This is a genomic window from Halorubrum gandharaense (assembly GCF_054654575.1).
Map to the genome: position 1 here is coordinate 697,230 of NZ_BAAIET010000002.1, position 21,308 is coordinate 718,537.

Annotated in this window: 18 protein-coding genes and 1 pseudogene; 9 read left to right on the forward strand and 10 right to left on the reverse strand. The window is 66.5% G+C overall.

Going from position 1 to position 21,308, the window contains the following annotated elements:
* Window positions 1–124: 124 nt before the first annotated feature.
* Complete coding sequence (gene tbsP / locus ACYQ07_RS12470) at window positions 125–940, reverse strand: transcriptional regulator TbsP (RefSeq protein WP_459882074.1); 816 nt, start codon at window positions 938–940, stop codon at window positions 125–127.
* A gap of 180 nt (window positions 941–1,120) precedes the next feature.
* Between tbsP and ACYQ07_RS12475 the strand changes: the two genes are divergently transcribed.
* On the forward strand, window positions 1,121–1,321 hold the full coding sequence (locus ACYQ07_RS12475) for a hypothetical protein (RefSeq protein ID WP_459882076.1): 201 nt from the start codon (window positions 1,121–1,123) through the stop codon (window positions 1,319–1,321).
* A 13-nt stretch (window positions 1,322–1,334) separates the two neighbouring features.
* Here ACYQ07_RS12475 and ACYQ07_RS12480 read toward each other — a convergent pair whose 3' ends face one another.
* Window positions 1,335–3,431: a hypothetical protein gene (locus tag ACYQ07_RS12480; protein WP_459882077.1), complete on the reverse strand. Its 2,097-nt coding sequence runs from the start codon at window positions 3,429–3,431 to the stop codon at window positions 1,335–1,337.
* 173 nt (window positions 3,432–3,604) lie between these two features.
* Between ACYQ07_RS12480 and glyA the strand changes: the two genes are divergently transcribed.
* A complete protein-coding gene (gene glyA / locus ACYQ07_RS12485) occupies window positions 3,605–4,852 on the forward strand; it encodes a serine hydroxymethyltransferase (protein WP_459882079.1) in 1,248 nt (415 codons plus the stop codon).
* A 795-nt stretch (window positions 4,853–5,647) separates the two neighbouring features.
* Here the strand turns inward: glyA and ACYQ07_RS12490 are convergent.
* The gene (locus ACYQ07_RS12490; RefSeq protein WP_459882081.1) at window positions 5,648–6,016 is read right to left on the reverse strand and encodes a SpoIIAA family protein; all 369 of its coding nucleotides are present in this window, start codon (window positions 6,014–6,016) and stop codon (window positions 5,648–5,650) included.
* Between the two features lie 143 nt (window positions 6,017–6,159).
* Between ACYQ07_RS12490 and ACYQ07_RS12495 the strand changes: the two genes are divergently transcribed.
* The gene (locus ACYQ07_RS12495; protein ID WP_459882083.1) at window positions 6,160–7,053 is read left to right on the forward strand and encodes a bifunctional methylenetetrahydrofolate dehydrogenase/methenyltetrahydrofolate cyclohydrolase; all 894 of its coding nucleotides are present in this window, start codon (window positions 6,160–6,162) and stop codon (window positions 7,051–7,053) included.
* 637 nt (window positions 7,054–7,690) lie between these two features.
* Here the strand turns inward: ACYQ07_RS12495 and ACYQ07_RS12500 are convergent.
* The 3 genes from ACYQ07_RS12500 to ACYQ07_RS12510 all read right to left on the reverse strand — a co-directional run bounded on the left by ACYQ07_RS12500 (window position 7,691) and on the right by ACYQ07_RS12510 (window position 11,081).
* Window positions 7,691–8,509: a DUF63 family protein gene (locus ACYQ07_RS12500; RefSeq protein WP_459882085.1), complete on the reverse strand. Its 819-nt coding sequence runs from the start codon at window positions 8,507–8,509 to the stop codon at window positions 7,691–7,693.
* Window positions 8,510–8,581: 72 nt separating this feature from the next.
* Window positions 8,582–9,751 (reverse strand): NAD-binding protein, encoded by a 1,170-nt coding sequence (locus ACYQ07_RS12505; RefSeq protein WP_459882087.1) that lies wholly within the window; start codon window positions 9,749–9,751, stop codon window positions 8,582–8,584.
* Between the two features lie 37 nt (window positions 9,752–9,788).
* On the reverse strand, window positions 9,789–11,081 hold the full coding sequence (locus tag ACYQ07_RS12510) for an RNA-guided endonuclease InsQ/TnpB family protein (RefSeq protein ID WP_459882089.1): 1,293 nt from the start codon (window positions 11,079–11,081) through the stop codon (window positions 9,789–9,791).
* Window positions 11,082–11,321: 240 nt separating this feature from the next.
* Here ACYQ07_RS12510 and ACYQ07_RS12515 point away from each other — a divergent pair, with 240 nt between their 5' ends.
* The 4 genes from ACYQ07_RS12515 to ACYQ07_RS12530 all read left to right on the forward strand — a co-directional run bounded on the left by ACYQ07_RS12515 (window position 11,322) and on the right by ACYQ07_RS12530 (window position 15,497).
* The gene (locus tag ACYQ07_RS12515; RefSeq protein ID WP_459882091.1) at window positions 11,322–12,599 is read left to right on the forward strand and encodes a potassium channel family protein; all 1,278 of its coding nucleotides are present in this window, start codon (window positions 11,322–11,324) and stop codon (window positions 12,597–12,599) included.
* Window positions 12,596–13,927 (forward strand): cation:proton antiporter regulatory subunit, encoded by a 1,332-nt coding sequence (locus ACYQ07_RS12520; RefSeq protein WP_459882093.1) that lies wholly within the window; start codon window positions 12,596–12,598, stop codon window positions 13,925–13,927. Before ACYQ07_RS12515 ends, ACYQ07_RS12520 begins: the two co-directional genes overlap by 4 nt.
* Window positions 13,928–14,001: 74 nt before the next feature.
* On the forward strand, window positions 14,002–14,277 hold the full coding sequence (locus ACYQ07_RS12525) for a ubiquitin-like small modifier protein 1 (protein ID WP_459882095.1): 276 nt from the start codon (window positions 14,002–14,004) through the stop codon (window positions 14,275–14,277).
* A gap of 95 nt (window positions 14,278–14,372) precedes the next feature.
* The gene (locus ACYQ07_RS12530; protein WP_459882096.1) at window positions 14,373–15,497 is read left to right on the forward strand and encodes a deoxyhypusine synthase; all 1,125 of its coding nucleotides are present in this window, start codon (window positions 14,373–14,375) and stop codon (window positions 15,495–15,497) included.
* A gap of 50 nt (window positions 15,498–15,547) precedes the next feature.
* Here ACYQ07_RS12530 and ACYQ07_RS12535 read toward each other — a convergent pair whose 3' ends face one another.
* Together ACYQ07_RS12535 and ACYQ07_RS12540 are read right to left on the reverse strand one after the other, a co-directional pair.
* Complete coding sequence (locus ACYQ07_RS12535; RefSeq protein ID WP_459882098.1) at window positions 15,548–16,153, reverse strand: hypothetical protein; 606 nt, start codon at window positions 16,151–16,153, stop codon at window positions 15,548–15,550.
* 66 nt (window positions 16,154–16,219) lie between these two features.
* Complete coding sequence (locus ACYQ07_RS12540) at window positions 16,220–16,549, reverse strand: 4Fe-4S dicluster domain-containing protein (protein WP_459882100.1); 330 nt, start codon at window positions 16,547–16,549, stop codon at window positions 16,220–16,222.
* 258 nt (window positions 16,550–16,807) lie between these two features.
* On the opposite strand from ACYQ07_RS12540, the pseudogene ACYQ07_RS12545 reads away from it, so the two are divergent.
* Window positions 16,808–17,806, forward strand: a pseudogene (locus tag ACYQ07_RS12545) (IS630 family transposase).
* 681 nt (window positions 17,807–18,487) lie between these two features.
* Here the strand turns inward: ACYQ07_RS12545 and ACYQ07_RS12550 are convergent.
* Window positions 18,488–20,248, reverse strand: a complete 1,761-nt coding sequence (locus tag ACYQ07_RS12550; protein WP_459882102.1) for a glutamate--tRNA ligase — start codon at window positions 20,246–20,248, stop codon at window positions 18,488–18,490.
* Window positions 20,249–20,663: 415 nt separating this feature from the next.
* Between ACYQ07_RS12550 and ACYQ07_RS12555 the strand changes: the two genes are divergently transcribed.
* Window positions 20,664–20,909 (forward strand): hypothetical protein, encoded by a 246-nt coding sequence (locus tag ACYQ07_RS12555; protein WP_459882104.1) that lies wholly within the window; start codon window positions 20,664–20,666, stop codon window positions 20,907–20,909.
* A 24-nt stretch (window positions 20,910–20,933) separates the two neighbouring features.
* Here the strand turns inward: ACYQ07_RS12555 and ACYQ07_RS12560 are convergent, their stop codons facing one another.
* The gene (locus ACYQ07_RS12560) at window positions 20,934–21,302 is read right to left on the reverse strand and encodes a hypothetical protein (RefSeq protein ID WP_459882106.1); all 369 of its coding nucleotides are present in this window, start codon (window positions 21,300–21,302) and stop codon (window positions 20,934–20,936) included.
* Between the last annotated feature and the right edge of the window lie 6 nt (window positions 21,303–21,308).

Genomic DNA, 21,308 nt, shown 5'->3' on the forward strand with positions numbered 1-21,308 from the left:
AACCCCGGGGGAGTGTCACCCCGGGAGCGGGTCGGCGATCACGAACGCACGGCACTCCGTGGGCGAATGCCGTTCGTCCGGGGAGGAAACCACGGCAAACCTCGGGGAGCGGCGAAGTCGTTGCTCAGTTCAGGATGCTGCCGGCGACGCCGGCGAGCTGGTCGGCGTCGGCCTCCTTGAGGCGGTCGTCGCCCAGCTTCAGCCGGAGACGCGGGCGGCCGACGTCGATCGGGACCTTCTCCGTGTCGATGAGCCCGAGGTCCTCGAGTCGGGTCTTCGTCCGGGAGAACGTCGCCTTCGAGGCGATCCCGACGTCCTCGCCCCACTTCGAGATGTCGTAGAGGAGCACGTCGTTTTTGGCGGCGACCAACAGCGAGACGGTGACCTCGTCGAGCCCCTCGCCGTTGCCGCGAGCGGTCTCCATCGACGCGAGCACGCTGTCGAAGTCGGCACGCGGCTCCTCGCCGATCTCCGCTTCCATCGTCTCGCGCACGCGGCTGATCGGGGGCGTGCGGAGTCGGAACTCCTCGGCACCCTCGAACGTCTCGCGGTACGTGTCGAACACTTCCGTGACGAACGCCTCGTCCTCCGAGGAGAGCGCCGCGGCCTTGTCGCCGGCGCTCACCAGCGCCAGCACGCGGTCCTCGGAGACGAACAGCGCGTTGTCCGCGTCCTCGGGGAGCAGCCGCAGCGAGAGCGCGCCGGCGTCGACGAGGTCCGCCGCCTTCGACGCGACGAGGAAGTCGTCCATCACGTCTTTCAGCGTGCGCTCGTCGGCGAGCATCAGCATCTCGGGAAGGTCGTCGCGCTCCGTGCCCGCCTCGACGAGCGAGATGATCGTCTCCGCGGAGGGGTCGATCACGAGCAGTTCGCCGTCGGTCTCCGAGAACGCCGTTTCGAGGATATTCTCGATGTCCGCTTCAAGTAAATTCGACACCATTTCTCGTAACGTATATTGGCTCGAAACCTATTTAATACTAACGGGGTTCGTAGCGGGAGTCAACCACACACAGGGGCTCATGCCCCCGGAGATCGGTGTTTCGAACATTCGCTCGCCAGCCACCGAATATCCGACAGTATCACCGTAAAATATATGTTCCAATCCGATTAATGAAAGTTCATGTCAGGCCGTACACGGTTGCTTGACGACCTGGAGTTCAGCCTCGGAACCGCCGTCGCCACGCACGGCACCCGTCTGCTCGTGGTGGTCGTCGCGCTCGCGCTGTACGCGAGTGGCGCCGCCGCCGAGGGCGCGGAGTTCCTCGTCGAGCCGATGGAAGGTGGTTCGCAGGGCGACGACGGTCCCGTCCCCGACGAGTAGCCGACTCCCGGGACTACAGCCACGCATCGAGTTCGTCGCTCCAGCGGAGGTCGCCATCGAACACGATCGGCGTCGAATCGAGCTTTGCGAATTCGGTCCGCAACCGCTCCTCGGACAGCTCGAACGTTTTTTTCGCCCCGTACAGCTGCAGACCGTCTCGGGTCTGGAACAACGACCGATATGTCCCGCCATGCATCGCCGGCGAGTACGCGTCCTGTACGAGTCGGTACGCGTCGTCGCCGAGCGCCTCCAGCTCGTACACGCTGGCGATCAGCCCGTTGGTCTGGACCACCGAGTGCGTCCCGTCGCCGACGACGGCGTAGTCCTTGCCCGACATGATCTGCCGGCGGGCGACGGTAAGCGCGCGCTCGAAGGTGTAGCCGCGCATGAGGAGGCGGGCGAACGCCGACCCGACGCGGGCGGCGTTGCGGTCGAGCACGCGGTTGAACGTGACGCCGCCGGCGACGCTCCCCGTCTCGATCAGCTCGATCCCCTGCCGGAAGGAGCCGCAGGCGTTGAGGAAGAACGTCTCGACGCCTGCAGCGTCGAGCGCGGCGGCGTCGAAGTGGCCGTCCGAACACACCAGCCCCTCGGGCTCGCAGTGGCCGATGAAGTGGACGAACTCGTGGTCGCCGGCGAACACCTCGGCGAGCGCGTCCACGCCGACCCCCTCGTGGACGGCCACGTCGAGGTCGAGCTCCCCGGCGCGCCGGCGATAGATGGTGGCCGCCTCCGTCCCCTCCGTCGTCATTGCCTCCTCGTTGACGACCGCGACCACGGAGATCCCCTCATCGTCGACGGCGCGGTGCCGACTCCGGTTCTGGTAGGCCGCGAGCCGGGATTTGAACACGTCGATGGGGGTGTCGGGCGCGAGCCAGCCGTGGGTCCGGCTCGGGCCGAGCACGGGGTTGACGAGGTCGACGCTCTCCGACTCGCGGGCGCCCCGGTAGAAGTCGTCGAGCGACCGGGTAAGCCACTCGTCGCCCTCCAGCGGGCGGGCCCGCGGGCTGTACACCTGCGGCACGTTGTAGAGGACGTGCGGCAGCGCGCGAACGCTCCGAAGACCGGGTGCGAGGTACACCGAGAGGTGCCACTCCGGAAACACGTCCGCGACGGCGTCGAAGTCGGCGTCGAGGTACGCGTCCACCCGCTCGGCAACGGGGGCGTCGTACAGCGTCTCGGCGTCGAGAGGGAGCTCGTCGAGCGCCGTGTTCTCGACCAGCTCCGTCCCGTTGGGCCCGGCGTTACGAACGATGCAGTCGAGGTAGAACGTCCGGCGGAGGACGGCGGCGACCCGCGACTCGAAGCCCGGTTCGGCATCGGCGGGGAGATCGCGGACGGCGCTCGACTCGACACAGCAGGGCTCGTCGAGGCGGTGTTCTCGACGCGTGGTGAGCGTGGGACTGGCGCCCTCCACCACCCGGACGCGCGCACCGAGGTAGTACGCCAACGGCGCGACGGTCAACAGCGCGCCGTACGCCGGCGGAACCGTCACCGTCGGCGCGTCCTCGGGGAGGTCGCCGGCGGGGGAGTCACCGGCAGAGGGATCGGCGATGGGGAGGTCGGCCTCCGGCTCAAATCGGACGGTCGGCGGGTGCGTCCGCATCGCGGGAAACGACCGGTCCGGCGTCGTGGTCGAGTGACCGGCGGCGAACCGTGTGAGGAGGGCGGCTACCCCCTCTGGAGTCGGCGTCGTCGTCACCTCCTCACGCGGGCGTTTGATCCGGGAGCGAAATCCGATCGTCACCGCGGTCGGCTCGGCGAACGAGAGCGCGACGGTGTCGTGGTCGGGTGAGGTCACCGTCGCCGGGCCGTCGAATCGGAGGAACGTCGTCACCGGGAGCGCGAGCCGAGCCCGGTGGGATCCGGCTTCCAGCGCGCGCGACACCGTGCCGTGGCCGAACTCGACGCGCTCGCCCGTGTCGAGTCGATCGGCGACCACGTAGGCGTCGTCGAAACGGAGCTCGTCGACGATGAGCGTCACGCGACGGTCCATCGTTCCGTGGAGGGCCGGCCCGTCGTCGGCGCGACGGTACTCGCCGTGAACCGCCGTTGTTTGGTTGGTTACGTCGACGGCCCGGAGCGGATCCCACTCCAGTTCGACCACCATTCAGCGGGAGTACCCAACTCGTCCGTAAATCTCTGTCGGCGCCGTGGTGAAACTGAACGGTTTCGCCGTCGTGATCCACGACCGTGCGCGTTTTGACGTCGGTCGGGTCCCGATACGTCCACGTTTGGCGCCGGACGGACAGGCTTATTGTCCAGTCACACAGCCACACGCGTATGGAGTACGACACCGTTCGGGAGGTCGACCCTGCCGTCGCCGACGCGCTCACGGGCGAGGCGAACCGCCAGGAGGAGACGCTTGCGATGATCGCCAGCGAGAACCACGCCAGCAAAGCCGTGCTGGAGGCGCAGGGCAGCGTGCTCACGAACAAGTACGCCGAGGGCTATCCCGGTGCGCGCTACTACGCCGGGTGCGAGTACGCCGACGAGGTCGAGGAGCTCGCCATCGAGCGCGCACAGGAGCTGTGGGGTGCCGAACACGTCAACGTCCAGCCCCACTCGGGCACGCAGGCGAATCAGGCGGTCTACTACGCGATGTTGGAGCCCGGCGACCGCATCCTCTCGCTGGACCTCAACCACGGCGGCCACCTCTCGCACGGTCACGCGGCCAACTTCACGGGCCAGCTGTACGACGTCGAGCAGTATCAGGTCGACCCCGAGACGGGCTACCTCGACTACGAGGGGCTCCGCGAGATGGCCGAGTCGTTCGATCCCGACATCATCGTCTCCGGCTACTCCGCGTACCCCCGTGACGTTGATTTCGAGCGCATTCAGGAGGCGGCCGACGCCGTCGACGCCTACCACCTCGCGGACATCGCCCACATCACCGGGCTGGTGGCCGCCGGCGTCCACCCGTCGCCGGTCGGCGTCGCGGACTTTGTCACCGGCTCGACGCACAAGACGATCCGCGCCGGGCGCGGCGGCATCGTCATGTGTGACGAGGAGTACGCCGACGATATCGACAAGGCGGTGTTCCCCGGCGGCCAGGGCGGCCCGCTGATGCACAACGTCGCCGGCAAGGCCGTCGGCTTCAAGGAGGCGCTGGAGCCGGCGTTCGAGGCGTACGCCCAGCAAGTGGTCGACAACGCGAAGGCGCTCGGCGAGACGCTGTCGGACCACGGACTCTCGCTCGTCTCGGGCGGCACGGACACCCATCTCGTGCTCGTCGACCTTCGGGAGTCGCACCCGGATCTCACCGGCGGCGAGGCGGAGGACGCGCTCGCGGCCGCGAGCATCGTCCTCAACGCCAACACCGTTCCCGGCGAGACGCGCTCGCCGTTCAACCCCTCGGGGATCCGCGCCGGTACCGCCGGACTCACCACGCGCGGCTTCGACGAGGAGGCCATCCGCGAGGTCGGCGACCTCATCTACCGCGTCGTCGACAACGTCGATAGCGAGGACGTGATCTACGAGGTCGGCGAGCGCGTTCACGAGCTCTGTGCGGAGTACCCGCTGTACGAGTAGTCGGCGACGAAGAGCTTTTTGTGCTCTGTTGGAGTTCTTGGCGAGTGACCTGTTGGCTCCCCCTGCAGTCAGTGCAGACTCCTCGATGAGTGACCTCGGGAGTAGGTGTTGTACGAGGTTGGTGTTGGCGTTTATAAGTAGGGCGTTGGTGGGGGTGGTTTCTCTTTATAAGGAGTGTTTGTTCGGGGAGTTGCTGGTTTTGCGCTGGTGAGGACCGCCTACAAAGCCCCAGCCGGCTCCGGTCGAGGGTTCCGGAAGACGGTCCGGCTCGCGCCCGTTGGGCGCTCGCCGGCTGCGACTTCCGTCGTCCCGCTCGCTGCTCACGGCTTCGCCGTTCGCTATCGAGAGCTCCCTCCGGTCGCTCTCGCCCTGCTCGCGGGACCCTCGCTGCGCGCTCAAAAGGCCTCTCCGCACGGCCCGGCCTTTTGAGTGCTTGCGTCGGCCGTCTTCCCGGAGCCGGCTGCCCCTTTGAGTCCCACCCCGTACCACACAGCACCGCACCTCACGCCTCCCCAGCCTCGTCGTCGCCTGCGGCGACGACTCCCTCGCGCGCCGCCGAGCGCCCAGCGGGCGCTCGCCGGGCGCGCCACCGCACAGCATGACCGTTTATAAGGAAAGCGTCGATGTCACTCTCGTTTGTTTATATACTCTGACGCAACCGACGATCTGCAACACCTACTCCCGTTGTCGATCAACAAGTGGTCTTCACCGACCGAATATCCCACTCAATTTTACACTTGAGGTTTGACATTTCAACAGAGCCTTTTGCTCACCGACCGCGAACGCCCTCCTCAATTATTCCCCGTTCACGACCCAGTTCCAGGCGGCGTCGAGCGACTCCTCGTGGAAGAACTCCACCTCGGTCGACGTCATCGGGTCGCTCACGTCGGTGAGAAACTCCAGCAGCCGGTCGTCGCCGACGACCGCGTACCGTCCCACGTCGTCGCCGTGGCGTAGCCAGAAACCGAGGTCGTCGGTGAATGCCTCCCGCTCCAGGTACGGCGCCGGCGCCTCCGGAACGCTGATAAGGAGATCGACGGTGCCGTGGTCGGCGATGGCGGTCTCCAGGTCGGTGAGGAGCTCGTCGAGCGCGTCCTCGTCGAGCTTCCCCGTGACCTCGTAGGCGATGGCGTCCTCCTCGCTGCGCGGCAGTTTCCGGTACATCCGCTCGACCGTACTCACGAGGACTGAAAAACGGTTGGGGCCGCCCCGGATCGATCCATATTCGCGCGTTCTTCAGGGTTTTCTAGTGTAATGTTGGGCATGGAACCGAATACTTTTGCCCCCTGACGGCCGACACACGGATAATGACCGACGTGATCGACGGCGAGGCCGTCGCGGCCGACGTGCGCGAGGGCGTGGCGGACTGCGTGTCCACGCTCGCGGACGCCGACGTGACGCCCGGGCTGGCGACGGTGCTGATGAGCGACGACCCCGCCAGCGAGACGTACGTCTCGATGAAACAGCGGGACTGCGAGGAGGTCGGCATCGAGAGCATTCACGTGGCGATCGACGCCGACGCGCCGGCGAGCGAGCTGTACGACACCATCGACGAGTTCAACGCCCGCGAGGACGTGCACGGCATTCTCGTCCAGATGCCCGTGCCGGACCACGTCGACACCCGCAAGGTGCTTCGACGGGTGACCCCTGAAAAGGACGTGGACGGCTTCCACCCCGAGAACGTCGGCCGTTTGGTCGCGGGCGACGCCCGGTACAAGCCCTGCACGCCGCACGGCGTCCAGAAGCTGCTCGACGCCTACGACGTGGAGACCGAGGGCGCCGACGCCGTCGTCGTCGGGCGCTCGAACATCGTCGGCAAGCCGATGGCGAACCTCCTGCTTCAAAAGGGGCCGCAGGGCAACGCCACCACCACGGTGTGTCACTCGCGGACCGAGAATCTGGAGGCGAAACTGGGTCGCGCCGACATCGTCGTCGTCGCCACCGGCCTGCCGGAGTTCGTCGACGGCTCGATGCTGAAGGCGGGCGCGACGGTGATCGACGTGGGGATCAACCGCGTCGACGCCGACACCGAAACGGGGTACGAGCTGGTCGGCGACGTGGACTACGAGTCGGCGAAGGCGGTCGCCGGCGCCATCACGCCCGTTCCCGGCGGCGTCGGCCCGATGACCCGCGCGATGCTGCTGTACAACACCGTGAAGGCCGCGAGCCGTCAGCACGACGTGTCGATCGACCTGCCCTGAGCGGCGTTGGTGAACCCCTCTTTTTCCAGAGGCGAAGTCGAACGAAACAGCCGGTCAAGGGGTGCTTATTGTTCGATGTCGGGAGTGAGTATTGCAATTCGCCGCCGGCGATGTGGTATATAAATGGCCGCGAGAGGCTGTGACGTCTACACTTATAAACGGAGTTGTGGTGCGGTGGCGCGCCCGGCGAGCGCCCAGCGGGCGCTCGGCGGCGCGCGAGGGACGCCGCGAGCGGAGCGAGCGGCGAGGCTGGGGAGGTCTGAGGTGCGGTTGCGGCGCTGTGCGGGGCGGGACTCAAAGGGGCAGCTGGCTCCGGGACGACGGAAGTCGCAGCCCGCGAGCGTAGCGAGCCGGAACGTCTTCCGGAACCCTCGACCGGAGCCGGCTGGGGCTTTTGAAGGCGGTCCTCACGTGCGCAGAACGAGCAACTCATCAAACAAACGCTTCTTATAAAGGGAAGACAGAACCATCCACATCCTTCTTATAAATGCCGCATCCGCTCACGTGATACACGTACTCCCGATGTCACTCATCGAGAATTCTGTACTGACCGCAGGGGGAGACAAACATCTCACTCTCTAAGGCTGTCAACGGAGCTGCCTTTTCCGGAACGTCCTCCGTACGGCCACCGCCGCGGTCAGGCGACGGTGAACAACAGCAGGTTGTGCGCCGCGGGCCCGAGCCCGACGGCGGCGACGAAGCCCAAGAGGAGGTACCCCTCCGCCGGCTCCTCGCGGACGTATTCGGCAAACAGGTAGACGACCCCGCTCGCCACGGCGAGTTTGACGAGCAGAAACACCCACCCCTCCCCGAGCAGCGGCACCGGCGGGACGCCGCCGAGCTCCAGGATCCACCGGGAGAGCGGCGTCCGCTCGCCGAACCCGAGCTGCGTGACGCCCACGGCGGTGGAGACGCCGTCGAGCGCGTGGCCGAAGACGGCGAGTACACCGACCCCGCCAGTCACGCCGATTCCCGGGAACAGCCGGATCAGCCCGGTCCAGACGGCGGCGACGAGCGGGAGTGTGGCGACGAGCGAGACCGCCGACCAGAAAGCGCCGTCACCCGAGACGCCGCCGACGAGCGCGACGACAACGACCGGGGCAAGCAGCAGGCCGCCCGCGACCGCGAGCGTTGCCGGCACGCGCTTGCGGGTCGCCTCGGCCTCCGCAGCCACAAGCCACGTCGCGCCCGCGAGGATGGCGACGGTGAGGTAGACGGCCGGGGAGCCGCCGAACGGCGCCAGCGCTGCGGGCACCGCGCCGACGACGTAGAGCACGTGCAGACAGGATCCGAGCGCCATCCAGGGCGCGAGCGCGAGAACGTGTCTCCCGGTGACGCGGGGGGGCCGCCGGCGGAGCGCGTAGCCGACGGCGAGCGCCGATAGAAGCAGCACTGCGAGATGCGGTGCGGGCGGGATGGTCGTTCCCTCCGGAACGAACGGGAGCCGGTCGGGCATTGGCGAATGCCGGCGCGCTCGGCGTAAACCCGTTTCGGGTCGGAGCGGGGAGTGTGGCAGGTGACGAACAGCCTACTCCGCTTCGTCGCCGATGATCTCCTCGGCGACGCCCTCGCTGTCGGCGCCGAACGCGGAGTCGACGAGCAGGTGGCCGCCGAGCGTCGACGGCGAGATGACGTGGTCGGCGCCCGCCCGGCGGAGCTTGTCGACGTTCTCCCGCTGCGTGGCGGCGGCGACGATCCGCACGTCGGGGTTGAGCTGGCGGGCGGTGAGGATCGCCAGCGCGTCGCGCGCGTCGTCGTTGGTGGCGACGAGGACCGCGACGGCGTCCTCCACGTGTGCGCGCTGTAACGGCTCCACGTCCGAGGGGTCGGCACGGAGGACGGGGATCCCCCGTTCGTCGAGTCCGCGGGCGGACGTGTCGTCGTCGACGATGACGGCGTACTGCACGTCGCCGCGTCCGGCGAGTTCTTCGAGTATCGGTTCCGTCAGGTCCCCGTAGCCGAGCACGAGGACGTGGTCGTCGAGGAGGTCGAACTGTTTTTCTGTCATTTTTCCGAGCGCCTTGGAGAGCTGGGCCTCGATGGCGGGCGTGAGCAGCACACCGAGTGCCACCGCGAAGGCGGCGACGTTCATCACGAGCGAGGAGAGCACGAACAGCTGTGCGATGTCCGAATCCGCACCGGTGAGCGGGGTGATGTCGCCGTACCCCACCGTCGAGGCCGTGACGACGGTGAAGTAGAAGGCGTCGACGATCGTCTCGATCCCCGCGAACTCCTCACGGAGCGCGTACGACCCGACGGTCCCGTACGAGAGGGCAGTGACGAGCGCGGCCCCCGCCGCGAGCTGCGTTGGCGACGGGTGGAACTCGCGGCTGAACCGCCCGCGGTTCACGACGAGTGCGGGCACCGAAACGACCGACAGCAGGACGAGGGGGATCGACACGACCGAGGCCTGCATCAGTCCCTGAATCGCCGTCAGCGGCAGCAGGATGGCCGCCGAGTACCAGCCGACGCGATAGCCTTTCTTCAGCAGGAACCCGCTCCCTAACATTGCGAACCCGGTGATGGTGCCGGTGAACCCGACCGTGCGGATCAGGAGGTCGGGGACGTACGGGGTCAGCGGACCGTCGAAGCCGACGCCGCTGATGTGGAGGAGCCCGACGACGATGGACAGCAACGCAACCGCGAACGTCAACGCGATCGACGCCCGAACGGTGACCCACTCGCGACTCCAGTCCATGTCACGGCGGTCGCCGAGCGCGGACTTAAACCTCCCGTCAGCTACCAACCCCTGAAGGGGTTGGTTTGCCGGTGGAATCCCGTTCTGCCGACACAAAGGTGTCGGACGCCACTTCAGTAGCGTTCACAATCAACATCCCCGACTTCAGGGCGTACTGACAGAACGCCCCTCCAGCGGGGGACTTCTGCCCCCGCTGGAGTTGTAACGTCAACTTCCGTGCGACGTTCTTCGCTGCGTTGTAGTCCGCATTTGCTGTGTGCGAACAGTCCTGACAGGCGAAATGCTGCCCTTCACGGTTTTCTTCGAGCGTTGTCCCGCATTTCGAGCACTGCTGGCTCGTGTACGACGGCTCTACCGTCTCAACCACGATGCCAGCCAGCTCCGCTTTGTCTTCCGTCTGTTCCTGTAACATGCGGAACGCCCACTGTTGGAACTTCTTGTCGTCGCTGATTCGATCGCGGATCTGCTCTAAGTCCTCGAACGCGATGTGCGTACAACCCTGCCGTTGCGCTTCTGCGACAAGCGCTTTGGAACACTGGTGAAGGTAGTCTTTGCTCCAGCGACCGAACCGATCACCGATACGCTGAAAGGTCAAGTGAGCACTTCGAGTGCCCGTTTGCTGGAGACTGCCCCGGCGTTTCTCGAACTCACGGCGTTGGTGATTCAGCAAGTCCGCGTTGCCGATGAATCGACCAGTCGAGGTCACAGCGATGTGGTCGTCGACGTTACAATCCACGCCAAGCACTTTCGAATGCTCGGCTTTCTCAGGACGATCAACGTCAAGCTCGCACTCCATCACCGCGTGGAGGTAGAACTCGTCAGTCTCGCTGTCGTAGTGGACCGTGCTCGTTGAGAAGGAGTACGCTTCGTTCAGAAGGTACTCGCCGTGTGGCGTTCCCTCTGGCTGGTCGGGAAGGTCGTATTCACACTCGACACGGCCGTTCACTGTGGCGAGACTCACCTTGTCCCGATAGTAGGTGGCCGCCCGCTTGTCGTAGGCGATACTGAACGTCTCGTACGCGGGCTGACTGGTGTTTTCACCGTCCGCAAGCCGATCTACGCAATTGCTGATGTCGTCTGTCGCGCGTTTGATCGCCTTCTGCACGAGATTGGCATGCAGATAGTTGGTCTCTTCGCGAAGGTCGTCGTAGATGGCGTTTTCAGCTTCGGTTTTGCTGGTGATACAGTCTTCTTCCGGGTATCGCCATGCCCAGTCACTTGTGCGGCTGGCACAATACTGGAACAAGTTATTGGTGTCGTGGAGGTCGTTCTTGCGATCCGCCGGGACGTTAAGGCGAACGCGAACGGTCCGCGTTACCTCCCACGCCATGTTTCATAATACTGTCCATCCTTTATTAATATTATTAAATATGTTTGGGAGTCAATTGTGCTATCGTCGGCGGTTCTTTCACGGGGCGTACGCGCTTTCCCCGCCCCTACAAGGGTAGAATTCCGCGCTGTACAGCAGTGAGGCGGCGGCCACTCCGTCGAACCGGGGTCCGGATGTGTGACCGTTCGGGGCCCGTCCCAGCGTCGGTAACGGTTTAAGCCCTCCGGCGGTTGTGGAGGTATGTCACTACCGCTGGAGATCCTCTTCGGGATCTACCTCGGCATTCTCACGGGGATCATCCCCGCGCTGGTTGCCGGTGTGCTCGGGTTCGTGTTCAAGTACTTCACGGGGGTGACGATACCCGGGCTCGGTGTCGTCGTCCTCGCGCTGGCACTCGCCGGCATCAACGGCGGGCTCCTCGCGCTCAACGACGAGACGATCCGCACCTCCGAGCGGGCACCGGCCGTTATCACGGCGATCATCGTCGTCCTGATGATCTCCCTGTACGCCCACGCACAAGGGGACAAGCTCGGTGCAAACGCGCCCAAGCGGATGTCTCTACGGAAGCTCCGTGAGCGGTCCCTGTCGGCCGACGTCGTCGAGCTCGTCGGCGGTCGCGGACAGGTACGCGTCACCGTCGCGGGCGAAGTGGCCGACATGGAGGGGTATCCGCCCCTCCCGAACGAGACGCGCCGGGCGATCGTCGACGGCGAGTGGACGTTCCCGGCCGACGTACCGCTGGCGGAGCTGGAAACCCGGTTCGCCGACCGGCTCCGAACGGAGCTGGAGCTTGCGGACGTGAGCGTGAGTCTCGACGAGAAGGCGCGCGCGACGGTGTCGGCCGCGCCACCGACCGGCGGGCTCTCCAAGCGCGTTCCGGCCGGCAAGCGTGCGGTCTCCGTGCCGGCGCTCGTCCCCACCGGCCTCGCCAGGGGCGACGTGGTTCGCGTCATCACGCCCGACCTCACCGTCGAGGGGACGCTGCTGGCCGCGAGATCCGGCGGCAAAACGGAGGTGAAAAAGGAGCCGAAACCGGCGGACGGTGCCAGCAAAACGGACGGCGGCACCCGCATCGACGACGACGCCCGCACCGACGGCGGCACGACGGAGACGCCGGCGCCCGCCCCGGCGGCCACGACCCCGACGACGACGGGCGGCGAGGGGCGCATCACCGTCGCCGTGGAGCGCACCGAGGCCGGGCCGCTGCTCCGGGCCGAGCGCGGTCGGGTGCTGGTGCTCTCGCGCGGAACCCGCCGGGAGTTCGAGCTGACCACGCTGCTTCGCCGCGCAGGCAAGCGGTTCCGGAGGGTGGCGGTCGCCGCCGGCGGTCCCCTCGACGGCCACACCATCGGCGAAGCGGAGATCCGCGAGGCGTATGACGTGGCGATCCTCGCGGCCCGTCACGACGGCACGTGGCAGGTCGCTCCGCGGGGGTCCACGTCGCTGGTGGCGGGTGACGAGCTGTACGTGGTCGGCACGCGCGAGGCGCTCGACCGGTTTACGGAGGTGGCGGCGTGACCGCCGTCCCGGCCGCCGTCCCGCTCGCGCTCGATGTGACGTTCGGCCAGCCGCGTGTCGCCGCAGTGACGCTGCTCACGTTCGCGGTGTTGTCGGTGTTCGTTGCCGGCGCAAGCGCGCTCGCGTATCGGTGGTACTTCAAACAGGAGGTTCCGGAGGGCGTCGCGGTTATTCTCGGCGTCGCGGTGGTGGCGCTGTATCTCAACACCACCTCGCTCGGGGAGGTTGTGGGCGGCGACTCCCCGGCGCTACTCACCCCGGAGGGTGTCTTCTTCAACATCGTCGCGCTCGCACTGGCGGCGGTGGTCGCCCCGCTCGGTCGGTACGCCGGCGACCGGCTGGCCGTCGACGTGTTCGCCGTTGCCGGCACGAAGCAGTTCGAGGGGGAGATGAGCAAGTTCGTTCGCACCGTTGGGCGGGTCACGACGGTCACCCTCCCGAAGGCGAGCGACATCGGTGACATGGACACCTACGAGCCGGTGTCCGCCGACAAGAAGGCCGAGATGGCCGAGAAGACGCTGGTCTTCCCCCGCAAGCTCACTGTCGAGGAGCTGCGGGACCGGCTCGTCACCCGGGTGAAGGAGGATTACGGCGTCGGCTACGTCGACGTCGACCTCGGCGACGACGGCACGCTGGAGTTCTTCGCGGTGGGGTCGCGGGCGGCAGGCATCGGCCCGACGCTGGCGCCCGGCGCGGCCGCAATCGCGATCGCCGCCGACCCCCCGAACAACGCCACCGCGGGCGACATGGTCCAGGTGTGGCGCACCGATCCCGAACCGGAGCGGGTCGCGACCGCCGAGCTCCGGGGCGTGTCCGAGGACGTGGCGACCGTCGCGCTCGACGAGTCCGACGCCGCGAAGCTCTCCGGCGAGGGAGGATACCGGCTCGTGACGCTCCCCGCGGAGCCGCAGGCCGACCGGGAGTTCGCCTCCCTTCTGCGGAACGCCGACGAGACGATGGCTGCGGTGACCGTGCGGGAGGGAAGCGATCTCGTCGGCTCCAGCGTCAGCGATGTCGGCGCCGTCGTCGCCGCCGTGCGCCCGCCGGAGGGCTCGGTCCAGCCGATCCCGTCACGAGCCTACACGTTCGGTGCGGGCGACCTGGTGTACCTCGTCGGCCGCCCGGACGCGATCCGACAGTTCGAGGGGCTGGCCGCTGCACCGCCGGCGGCGCCCGACGACACGACGGCCAGCGAACCGCTGGCCGACGAGGAACCGACCGACGAGCCGCCGGCGGATCCGGCGACGGAGGGGACATCCGAGGGCTCCGGGGAACCCGAAACGGACGACTCGGACCCGGACTCGCCGTCCCACCGGGCCACCGAGTAGCCTCGCGGACGCGACGCCGGCAAGTCCCACGCGGGGACGCAACCCTCTTTGTCCCGCCCCGCGGGGATTCGTGTATGCAATGGAAGCTGTTCGCCGACCTCGCGGAGATCGCCGGCGACCGCGTCGTCGAGGTGGACGCCGACTCCGGCGACACCGTGGGTGACGCGTTCGACGCGCTGCTGGCGGCACACCCCGACCTGCGCGAGCGCGTGCTCGACGATGACGGGGAGATCGCCGACCACATCAACGTGCTCCGAAACGGCGAGAGCGTCCACGCCGCCGACGGGCTCGACACCGAGCTGGACGCCGGCGACGAACTCGCGCTGTTCCCGCCCGTCAGCGGCGGATAGGCGGAGACGGGTCGTCTCGCGATCCCGCCCGTCCGCGCCGAACGAAACCGGTCGGAACCGGGCGTTTCAAACGCGCCGGCGGCACAGACACGCGCATGAGCGACGACCACGATCACGGACACGATCACGGACACGATCACGACGACCACGACGGCGGAGACGGCCACGGACACGACCACGAGAAGGGGGACGACGAGACCGAGAACGACCACGGCGGCCACCACCCCTGCCGCGAGGAGTTCTCGGAGGACCCCGTCGGCCACGCGCAGGTCACGGGCGGGATGACCGTCGCGGAGCTCCTTGAGCAGTACGGCGACGCCGGCATCGGCGCGGAGTCCGTCCACGAGGCCGGCGACGTGCTCGCGGAGATGCTCGACAACGACGACTGCACCGTCTTTCTCTCGCTTGCGGGCGCAATGGTGCCCGCCGGCATGCGCCGGATCGTCTCCGACCTGATCCGCGACGGCCACGTCGACGCGCTGGTGACGACGGGCGCGAACCTCACCCACGACGCCATCGAGGCGATCGGCGGCAAACACCACCACGGCCGGGAGGGCGCGCCGGGCAAGACCACTCGCGAGCACGACGAGACGCTCCGCGACGAGGAGGTCGACCGGATCTACAACGTCTACCTCCCACAGGAGCATTTCGCGGAGTTCGAGGGCCACCTCCGCGAGGAGGTGTTTCCGACGCTGGAGGAGCGTGACACCGTCACCATCACCGAGCTGTGTGCCGAACTCGGGCGCGCCAACGCCGAAGTAAACGAGCGCGAGAACGTCGCGGAGGACGCCGGCGTGGCGGCCGCCGCCTACGAGTCGGACGTGCCGATCTACTGCCCCGCGGTGCAGGACTCCGTGCTCGGGCTGCAGGCGTGGATGTACGGCCAGACGGCCGACTTCACGCTCGATGCGCTTGGCGACATGACGCCGCTCACGGATCTCGCGTTCGAGGCCGACGACGCCGGCTGCCTGCTCGTCGGCGGCGGCGTCCCGAAGAACTTCACCCTCCAGACGATGCTCGTCACGCCGCGGGCGTACGACTACGCCGTCCAGATCACGATGGACCCCGAGGCGACCGGCGGGCTCTCGGGCGCCTCACTCGAGGAGGCGCGTTCGTGGGGGAAACTCGAAAAGGACGCGCGCAACGCCTCCGTCCACGGCGATGCCACCGTGATGCTCCCGATGCTGGTCGCCGCCGCGCGCGAGCGGATCGGCGAGTAGCGGAGAGTCCTGGAAAGTAGCGGGAAGTAGCGGGGAGTCGTGGCGGGCGGTCACACCTCGAGGTCGAACGCGACGGCGACCGCCCCGCCGATCAGCCCCCAGAACACGAACCGGTAGCGACCGGAGACGAGGTCGGGACAGACCGTCATCCGGTCGCCGTGGTGGCTCTCCGAGAGGATTCCCGGTTCGGTCAGGGTGAGGTTCCAGGCGAAGCTCCCGCCGACGCCCTCGTCCGTGTAGTCGAGCAGCCTGCGGTCGTCCTCGTCGACGGTTCCGCGCACGTCACGCCAACCGTCGGTCGTGAGCAGTTCGAGGCTCCACTTGTTCCGGTTGCCGGTCATCCCACTGGTCAGCCGGATCTCGGCGGTGTCACCGTAGTCGAACGACGTGTCGTCGACGCGCAGCGCGAACTCCTCCGTGTCTCCCCAGCGAAGCTCCGACTCGTCGTACGGCGCGCCGTGCGGCTCGAAGTCGTCGTCGGGACACTCGAACGTCGGAAGGGGCTCGTCCGGCTCCGATTCGGGTCGAATCTCGCCACGTGCGCCACGAATGCGGTCGAGACAGCCGGCGAGTCCGCCTAACAGGGCGAGCGTGCCGGTAGTGGCCGGCGTCCGGAGGAACGTCCGCCGGTCCGCGTGGAGGGCAGGTCCGTCCATGTCGGGTGGGTCGGGAATGGCGGATATCTGTCTTCTGGCCTCACCAGCGGCGACGGCGCTACCGGCTTAAATCCGGTTCTCGCGTCCGGGGTCGACGTCGATCGCGTCGACCGGACAGACGTCGACACAGAGCATGCAGTCGATGCACTGGTCCTCGTTGGTCGGATTCGCCTTCTCCTCGGATTCGGGGTGACCGGGCGTCTCCACCCACTCGAACACGTCCACCGGGCAGTCCTCCAGACACGCGCCGTCGGCGAGGCAGATGTCGAAGTCGACGGCGACGTGGGTGCCGCGGATCCCCTGTTTCTCGGGCGGGTCGACGGGTCCCCACACCCGGACGCCGTGCTCCTCGCCGACCTCCTCGCGGTTCTTCTCGAAGTTGGGGTCGATGGCCATCTTACCGCAACCTTCGCGGCTCGACGTATAAAGGCGACGACGGGAGGGCGTCGGGCAGTGGCGCGACGCGGCGACGGGAGGGCGTAGTACGGTCGAACGGTGCCGGCGCACTCAAAAGGGCTGAACCTGCGGCTCCGTTAAAACCCCGAGCAGTGAGAAACGCCCACTCGGATGGGAGCAATACGGAATCTCCGATGAGTGAGATCGGGAGTATAGTAGCCGATAGAACTTTTTACTCAGAGATCTGTGTAGTCTGTAATGGATCACCTCAACGAGATCTCCGTCGAAGAACTCCAAGAGGCGCTTGACAACGTTGATAGAAACAAGCCGACTCAACGGTTGTTAGCTGCGATCGCGTACAAAAACGGCGTCACGCAAACCGAACTTGCCGAGTGGTACGATACAGAGCGAAAAACGATCTATAACTGGCTCAACCGACTCGATACAGACGAACCGCTTGAACACGCTGTTACTGATGCTCACCGATCTGGGCGAAAGCGAAAACTCTCAGAAACACAGCAAGAAGAATTTGAGCAAACAGTCCACGAATCACCCCAAGAGATCGGCTTTGACGCGCCGGCGTGGACGCCGGCGCTCGCGCAAGACTATCTTGAAGAAACGTACGACGTCGAGTACTCAATCCAGAGCTGTCGGCGGTTGTTGAAAGAGGCGGGATTGAGTTATCAAAAACCTCGCCGTTCAGCCGCTAGATCCGACGAAGACGAACAGGACGAGTTTTACGACGAGATCAAAAAAAGCGACGGGAGATGGACGCCACAGTAGTGTGTATCGATCAAACCAAGAAATCTGTCCGAGTCGAGCCGCGTGCCGCGTGGTTCCCGCGCGGCACGCGGCCCTCTGTCGAATTATCCGGTCAACGGGAGTGGACGTGTTTGCTGGGCGCGATCACCGAAAACGGTGATCGCTTCTTCTCTCGGTTTACAGAATACATTACCGCCGCTCACGCAAGACATTTCATTTTAGCACTATGTGAAGAATTTGAAGATGATCTGATTATCGTTCTCGATGGAGCACCGTACTTTCAGGCGTCGGCCGTCACGGACCTGGCGGCCCGTGACGACCTCGCCTTCGTGACGCTTCCCTCGTACTCGCCGGAGTTGAACCCAGTCGAAGAATGCTGGAGACAGCTCCAAGCAGCTCTTAGCAACCGCTTCTTCGACTCACTCGACGAACTTACAACAGCGATCGATAGTTCTCTTGATCAACTCTCGATTCCAAAAGTGTAACTATTTCTAACGTCTACTATACGTGTATCAGGTGAGCGGGTTCGGCGTTTATAAGCGGAGCGTGGGTGGTGTTGTGACTCTTTTATAAGAGGTTGCTGCGGTGAGCACGACGGCGAACAGCTCCAACGCCCCAGCCGGCTCCGGTCGAGGGTTCCGGAAGACGGTCCGGCTCGCTGCTCGCGGCTTCGCCGCTCGCGTTTCGAGGTGCTCCCGTCGGTCGCACCTCGCTGCGCTCGCGGGCTGCGACTTCCGTTGTCCCGCTCGCATGCCCCGGGACGCTCGCTGCGCTCCTCGCTCTCAGCAACGCCCGCTGCGGTGCTTGCGTCGCCCGTCTTCCCGGACCACGGGCGAGACGGTCTGAGGGACCGTCTCGCTGTTTCCCGCCTGCGGCGGGAACGGCTGCCCCGTTGAGTCCCACCCACACCGCACAGCACCGCACCTCACCCCTCCCCAGCCTCGGCGGGCAGGCCGCCGCGGGACCGCTCCGCGGCGGCCCGCCGCCTCCCTCGCGCGCGTTTCTCGCACGCGCCGACCGCAGTCTGGTTTTAAAAGAGAGCAGCGGAATCACTCATGGTCGTTTATAAGCGGTCACCGATGATGTCGATTGCAACACCCACTCCCGACATCGATCAACAAGCAGTCTCCCTTAAAAAAGCCGAAACCGCCTCAAAAGGGCGCTGCAACTGCCTGCTCAGGGGTGTGCGTAGTAGGCGACGAGGTCCTCCTCGCCGGTCGGTCCGTACGTCTCGCCGGTGGGGTCGGGGTCGAACGCGTCGAGGCGGGCGAAGCCGTAGCGCTCGAACTGGACGAGCGTGTCGGCGCCGGCGTCGACGACGGCGGGCTCCGCGAAGCCGCGCACGTCGCCCTCGATGGTGCGCACGAGCGTCTTGAGGCTCTCCTCGGCGGGCGCCCAGTGGATCACGTTCACGTCGCCCTCCTTCACCACGGAGAGGTCGGCGTCGAGGTAGGTGAGGTCGGCGCCGTCGTACTCGACGCAGCCGTAGCCCTTCAGCCAGACGCGCCCGCCCTCCTCGGGGAGGTCGGACGACTCGACGAGCACGCGGTCGGCGGGGATGGTGCGGCTGCCGCGCTCCTCGTAGTTGGGGTGCAGCGGCGGGTGGCCGGCCTCGGGACCGCCGGTCACGTCGAGCTCGACGGCGGGGTCGTCCGCGCGGTCGCGCACGAGGAAGTAGCGGTTCGACTCCTCGTCGACGATGTCGCGGTTGTTGGCGTAGACGGACGACATCGCGAGATCCACGTCGGAGGTGGACATGCCGAGTTCGACCATCGACTCGACGATCGCCTCGCCGCGGATGCCGCGCCGGCGGACGGAGCGGATCGTCGGCGCGCGCGGGTCGTCCCAGCCGGTGAGCTCGCCGTCGTCGATCAGCTGCTTGATCGTCGAGGTGGACATCTTCACGTCGTACTCGTCGATCTGGACGTGGCCCCAGTGGAGCACCTCGGGGTACTCCCAGTCGAAGTAGTCGTAGACGAACCGCTGGCGCTTCGCGGAGTCCTGCAGGTCGATGCCGCGGATGATGTGCGTGACGCCCGTGAGGTGGTCGTCGACGCCCGACTGGAAGTCGAGCATGGGCCAGCAGCGGTAGTCGGCGGCCTCCTCGCGCGGGTGGGGCGTGTCGATCATCCGGAAGGCGACCCAGTCGCGCAGCGCGGGATTCTTGTGCTCGATGTCGGTGCGCACCCGGAGAGTCATCTCGCCGGAGTCGTACTCGCCGGCGACCATGTCGTCGAACTCCGCGTGGACCGTCTCCGTGTCTTTGTCGCGGTGGGGGCAGGGCTCGGCGTTGTTCTTCAGCTCGGAGAACGCCTCGCCGGAACACGAGCAGGTGTAGGCGCCGCCGGCGTCGATCAGGTTCCGGGCGTGCTCGTAGTAGGTGTCGAGCCGGTCGGAGGCTTTCAGCACGCGGTCGGCCTCGAAACCGAGGTACTCGATATCCTCCAGGATGGCGTCGTAGGCGTCGAGGTCCGGTCGTTTCGTCTCCGGGTCCGTGTCGTCGAAGCGGCAGATGAACTCGCCGTCGTAGCGCTCCTTGTACGTCCCGATGACGGCGGGCATCCGGGCGTGTCCCATGTGCCACGGGCCGTTGGGGTTCGGCGCCGCGCGCATCACGACCTCGCCCTCCTCGGCGTTCGGGAGGTCGGGGAGCGTGTGCTCGTCGGCCTCCTCCTCGGCTTCGAGCTCCTCAACGAGCTCGGGGGCGAGCTCGGCGAGCCGGTCGCGGCGCGCCTCGGGGTCCATCGTCGCGACCTCGCTGACGACCGGCCCGATCACGCCGGGGATCTCGTCGCCGTGCGGTCGGAAGTCGGGGTTCTCGCCCATCAGTGGGCCCATGATCGCGCCCACGTCGGGGTCGCTACCGTGCTTGAGCGCGTTGTAGAGGGCCGCCTCCTCGGCGGCCGTCTCGACGCGCTGACGGAGTTCGTCGTCCATTATACGCCAGTTTGCGGGGTTTCCTAAAAAAGGGACGCGGAACGCTCCCCGCAGCCGAACGACGGGGAGTGGAACGCTCCCCGCAGTAGGACGAAAAGCTCGCCGGCGGCGGACAGCTTGTTCGCCGGCGACCCGCCGAGCACGGCAAGCGCTCGCCGTGCTCGGGGGAACCGCCCCACGCCGGCGGGGTCCGACGCGGGGCGGGGAGCGGGTAGGGGCACCAGTTTGTGATCTTCTCACACACTTAAACCCTGATGACCGTTCACGCCCGAAACGAGTCGGTTCGGATGGTCTACCGCAGCCTCCTTTTAAGCACTCGCGTGAAACGGCCACCCGACAGACCTATCGAGTGCAGGTCCATCGGGTTCATGTCGTTCCAGCACCTCGTTTCAGGCATGAACGCGGAGGCGACCCGATGGTAGAGCCGATGTCCCGGGAGGAACGCGACTCGGGCAATCGGAAGATCCAGCTCGCGGTGCTCGCGCTCGTGACGATCTCCCCCCCGCTGATCATGCTGCAGGGCGACCCCTCAGCAGAGATGCTCGCCGCGGCGACCGCCGGCGGGTTCCTGTTCGGGCTCGTCGTCGTCTGGTACCTCCGGCGGCTCGGCCAGGAGTTCAATCCGAATGCGGGTCGCGCCGGCGGCCGCCGCGGACGCTAGACGACACGAAAGAGAAGGGGACCGTCAGCGCTCGTAGACCGGTTTCTTCTGCTTTTCGCCGTACTTGTACGCCACTCGCGCAAGCAGCAGCGCACCGCCGATCATCAGCAGGTAGGTGAACGGCGATTCTGAGCCGGCGAGGTAGTCGACGGTTCCCCACAGCATCAAGCCGAGGTACAACAGCGCGCGGAAGCGGTCGGTGTCGAACCCCTCCTTGAAGAAGCCCCAGACGACGAGGCCGGCGATGTAGAGGCTGACGACCGCGTCGCCGGCCGCGACCAGTCCGAACTCGCCTATCCGCAGCGCCGCGGAGAACGCCGACACCAGCGCCAGCGCGAGGATGACGCCGCCGAGCACCTTCCGGAACGTTCCACCCTTTGCAGCTTCGCTCATACGCCA

What these genes read in the sequence shown, in the direction of transcription:
- ACYQ07_RS12490 (WP_459882081.1), bottom strand. Translation starts at nt 6,016, where the DNA reads ATGTACCGGAAACTGCCGCGCAGCGAGGAGGACGCCATCGCCTACGAG.
- ACYQ07_RS12515 (WP_459882091.1), top strand. Translation starts at nt 11,322, where the DNA reads ATGTCACTACCGCTGGAGATCCTCTTCGGGATCTACCTCGGCATTCTC.
- ACYQ07_RS12500 (WP_459882085.1), bottom strand. Translation starts at nt 8,509, where the DNA reads ATGCCCGACCGGCTCCCGTTCGTTCCGGAGGGAACGACCATCCCGCCC.
- ACYQ07_RS12480 (WP_459882077.1), bottom strand. Translation starts at nt 3,431, where the DNA reads ATGGTGGTCGAACTGGAGTGGGATCCGCTCCGGGCCGTCGACGTAACC.
- ACYQ07_RS12475 (WP_459882076.1), top strand. Translation starts at nt 1,121, where the DNA reads ATGTCAGGCCGTACACGGTTGCTTGACGACCTGGAGTTCAGCCTCGGA.
- ACYQ07_RS12550 (WP_459882102.1), bottom strand. Translation starts at nt 20,248, where the DNA reads ATGGACGACGAACTCCGTCAGCGCGTCGAGACGGCCGCCGAGGAGGCG.
- tbsP (WP_459882074.1), bottom strand. Translation starts at nt 940, where the DNA reads ATGGTGTCGAATTTACTTGAAGCGGACATCGAGAATATCCTCGAAACG.
- ACYQ07_RS12495 (WP_459882083.1), top strand. Translation starts at nt 6,160, where the DNA reads ATGACCGACGTGATCGACGGCGAGGCCGTCGCGGCCGACGTGCGCGAG.
- ACYQ07_RS12560 (WP_459882106.1), bottom strand. Translation starts at nt 21,302, where the DNA reads ATGAGCGAAGCTGCAAAGGGTGGAACGTTCCGGAAGGTGCTCGGCGGC.
- ACYQ07_RS12555 (WP_459882104.1), top strand. Translation starts at nt 20,664, where the DNA reads ATGGTAGAGCCGATGTCCCGGGAGGAACGCGACTCGGGCAATCGGAAG.
- ACYQ07_RS12535 (WP_459882098.1), bottom strand. Translation starts at nt 16,153, where the DNA reads ATGGACGGACCTGCCCTCCACGCGGACCGGCGGACGTTCCTCCGGACG.
- ACYQ07_RS12540 (WP_459882100.1), bottom strand. Translation starts at nt 16,549, where the DNA reads ATGGCCATCGACCCCAACTTCGAGAAGAACCGCGAGGAGGTCGGCGAG.
- ACYQ07_RS12510 (WP_459882089.1), bottom strand. Translation starts at nt 11,081, where the DNA reads ATGGCGTGGGAGGTAACGCGGACCGTTCGCGTTCGCCTTAACGTCCCG.
- ACYQ07_RS12505 (WP_459882087.1), bottom strand. Translation starts at nt 9,751, where the DNA reads ATGGACTGGAGTCGCGAGTGGGTCACCGTTCGGGCGTCGATCGCGTTG.
- glyA (WP_459882079.1), top strand. Translation starts at nt 3,605, where the DNA reads ATGGAGTACGACACCGTTCGGGAGGTCGACCCTGCCGTCGCCGACGCG.
- ACYQ07_RS12530 (WP_459882096.1), top strand. Translation starts at nt 14,373, where the DNA reads ATGAGCGACGACCACGATCACGGACACGATCACGGACACGATCACGAC.
- ACYQ07_RS12525 (WP_459882095.1), top strand. Translation starts at nt 14,002, where the DNA reads ATGCAATGGAAGCTGTTCGCCGACCTCGCGGAGATCGCCGGCGACCGC.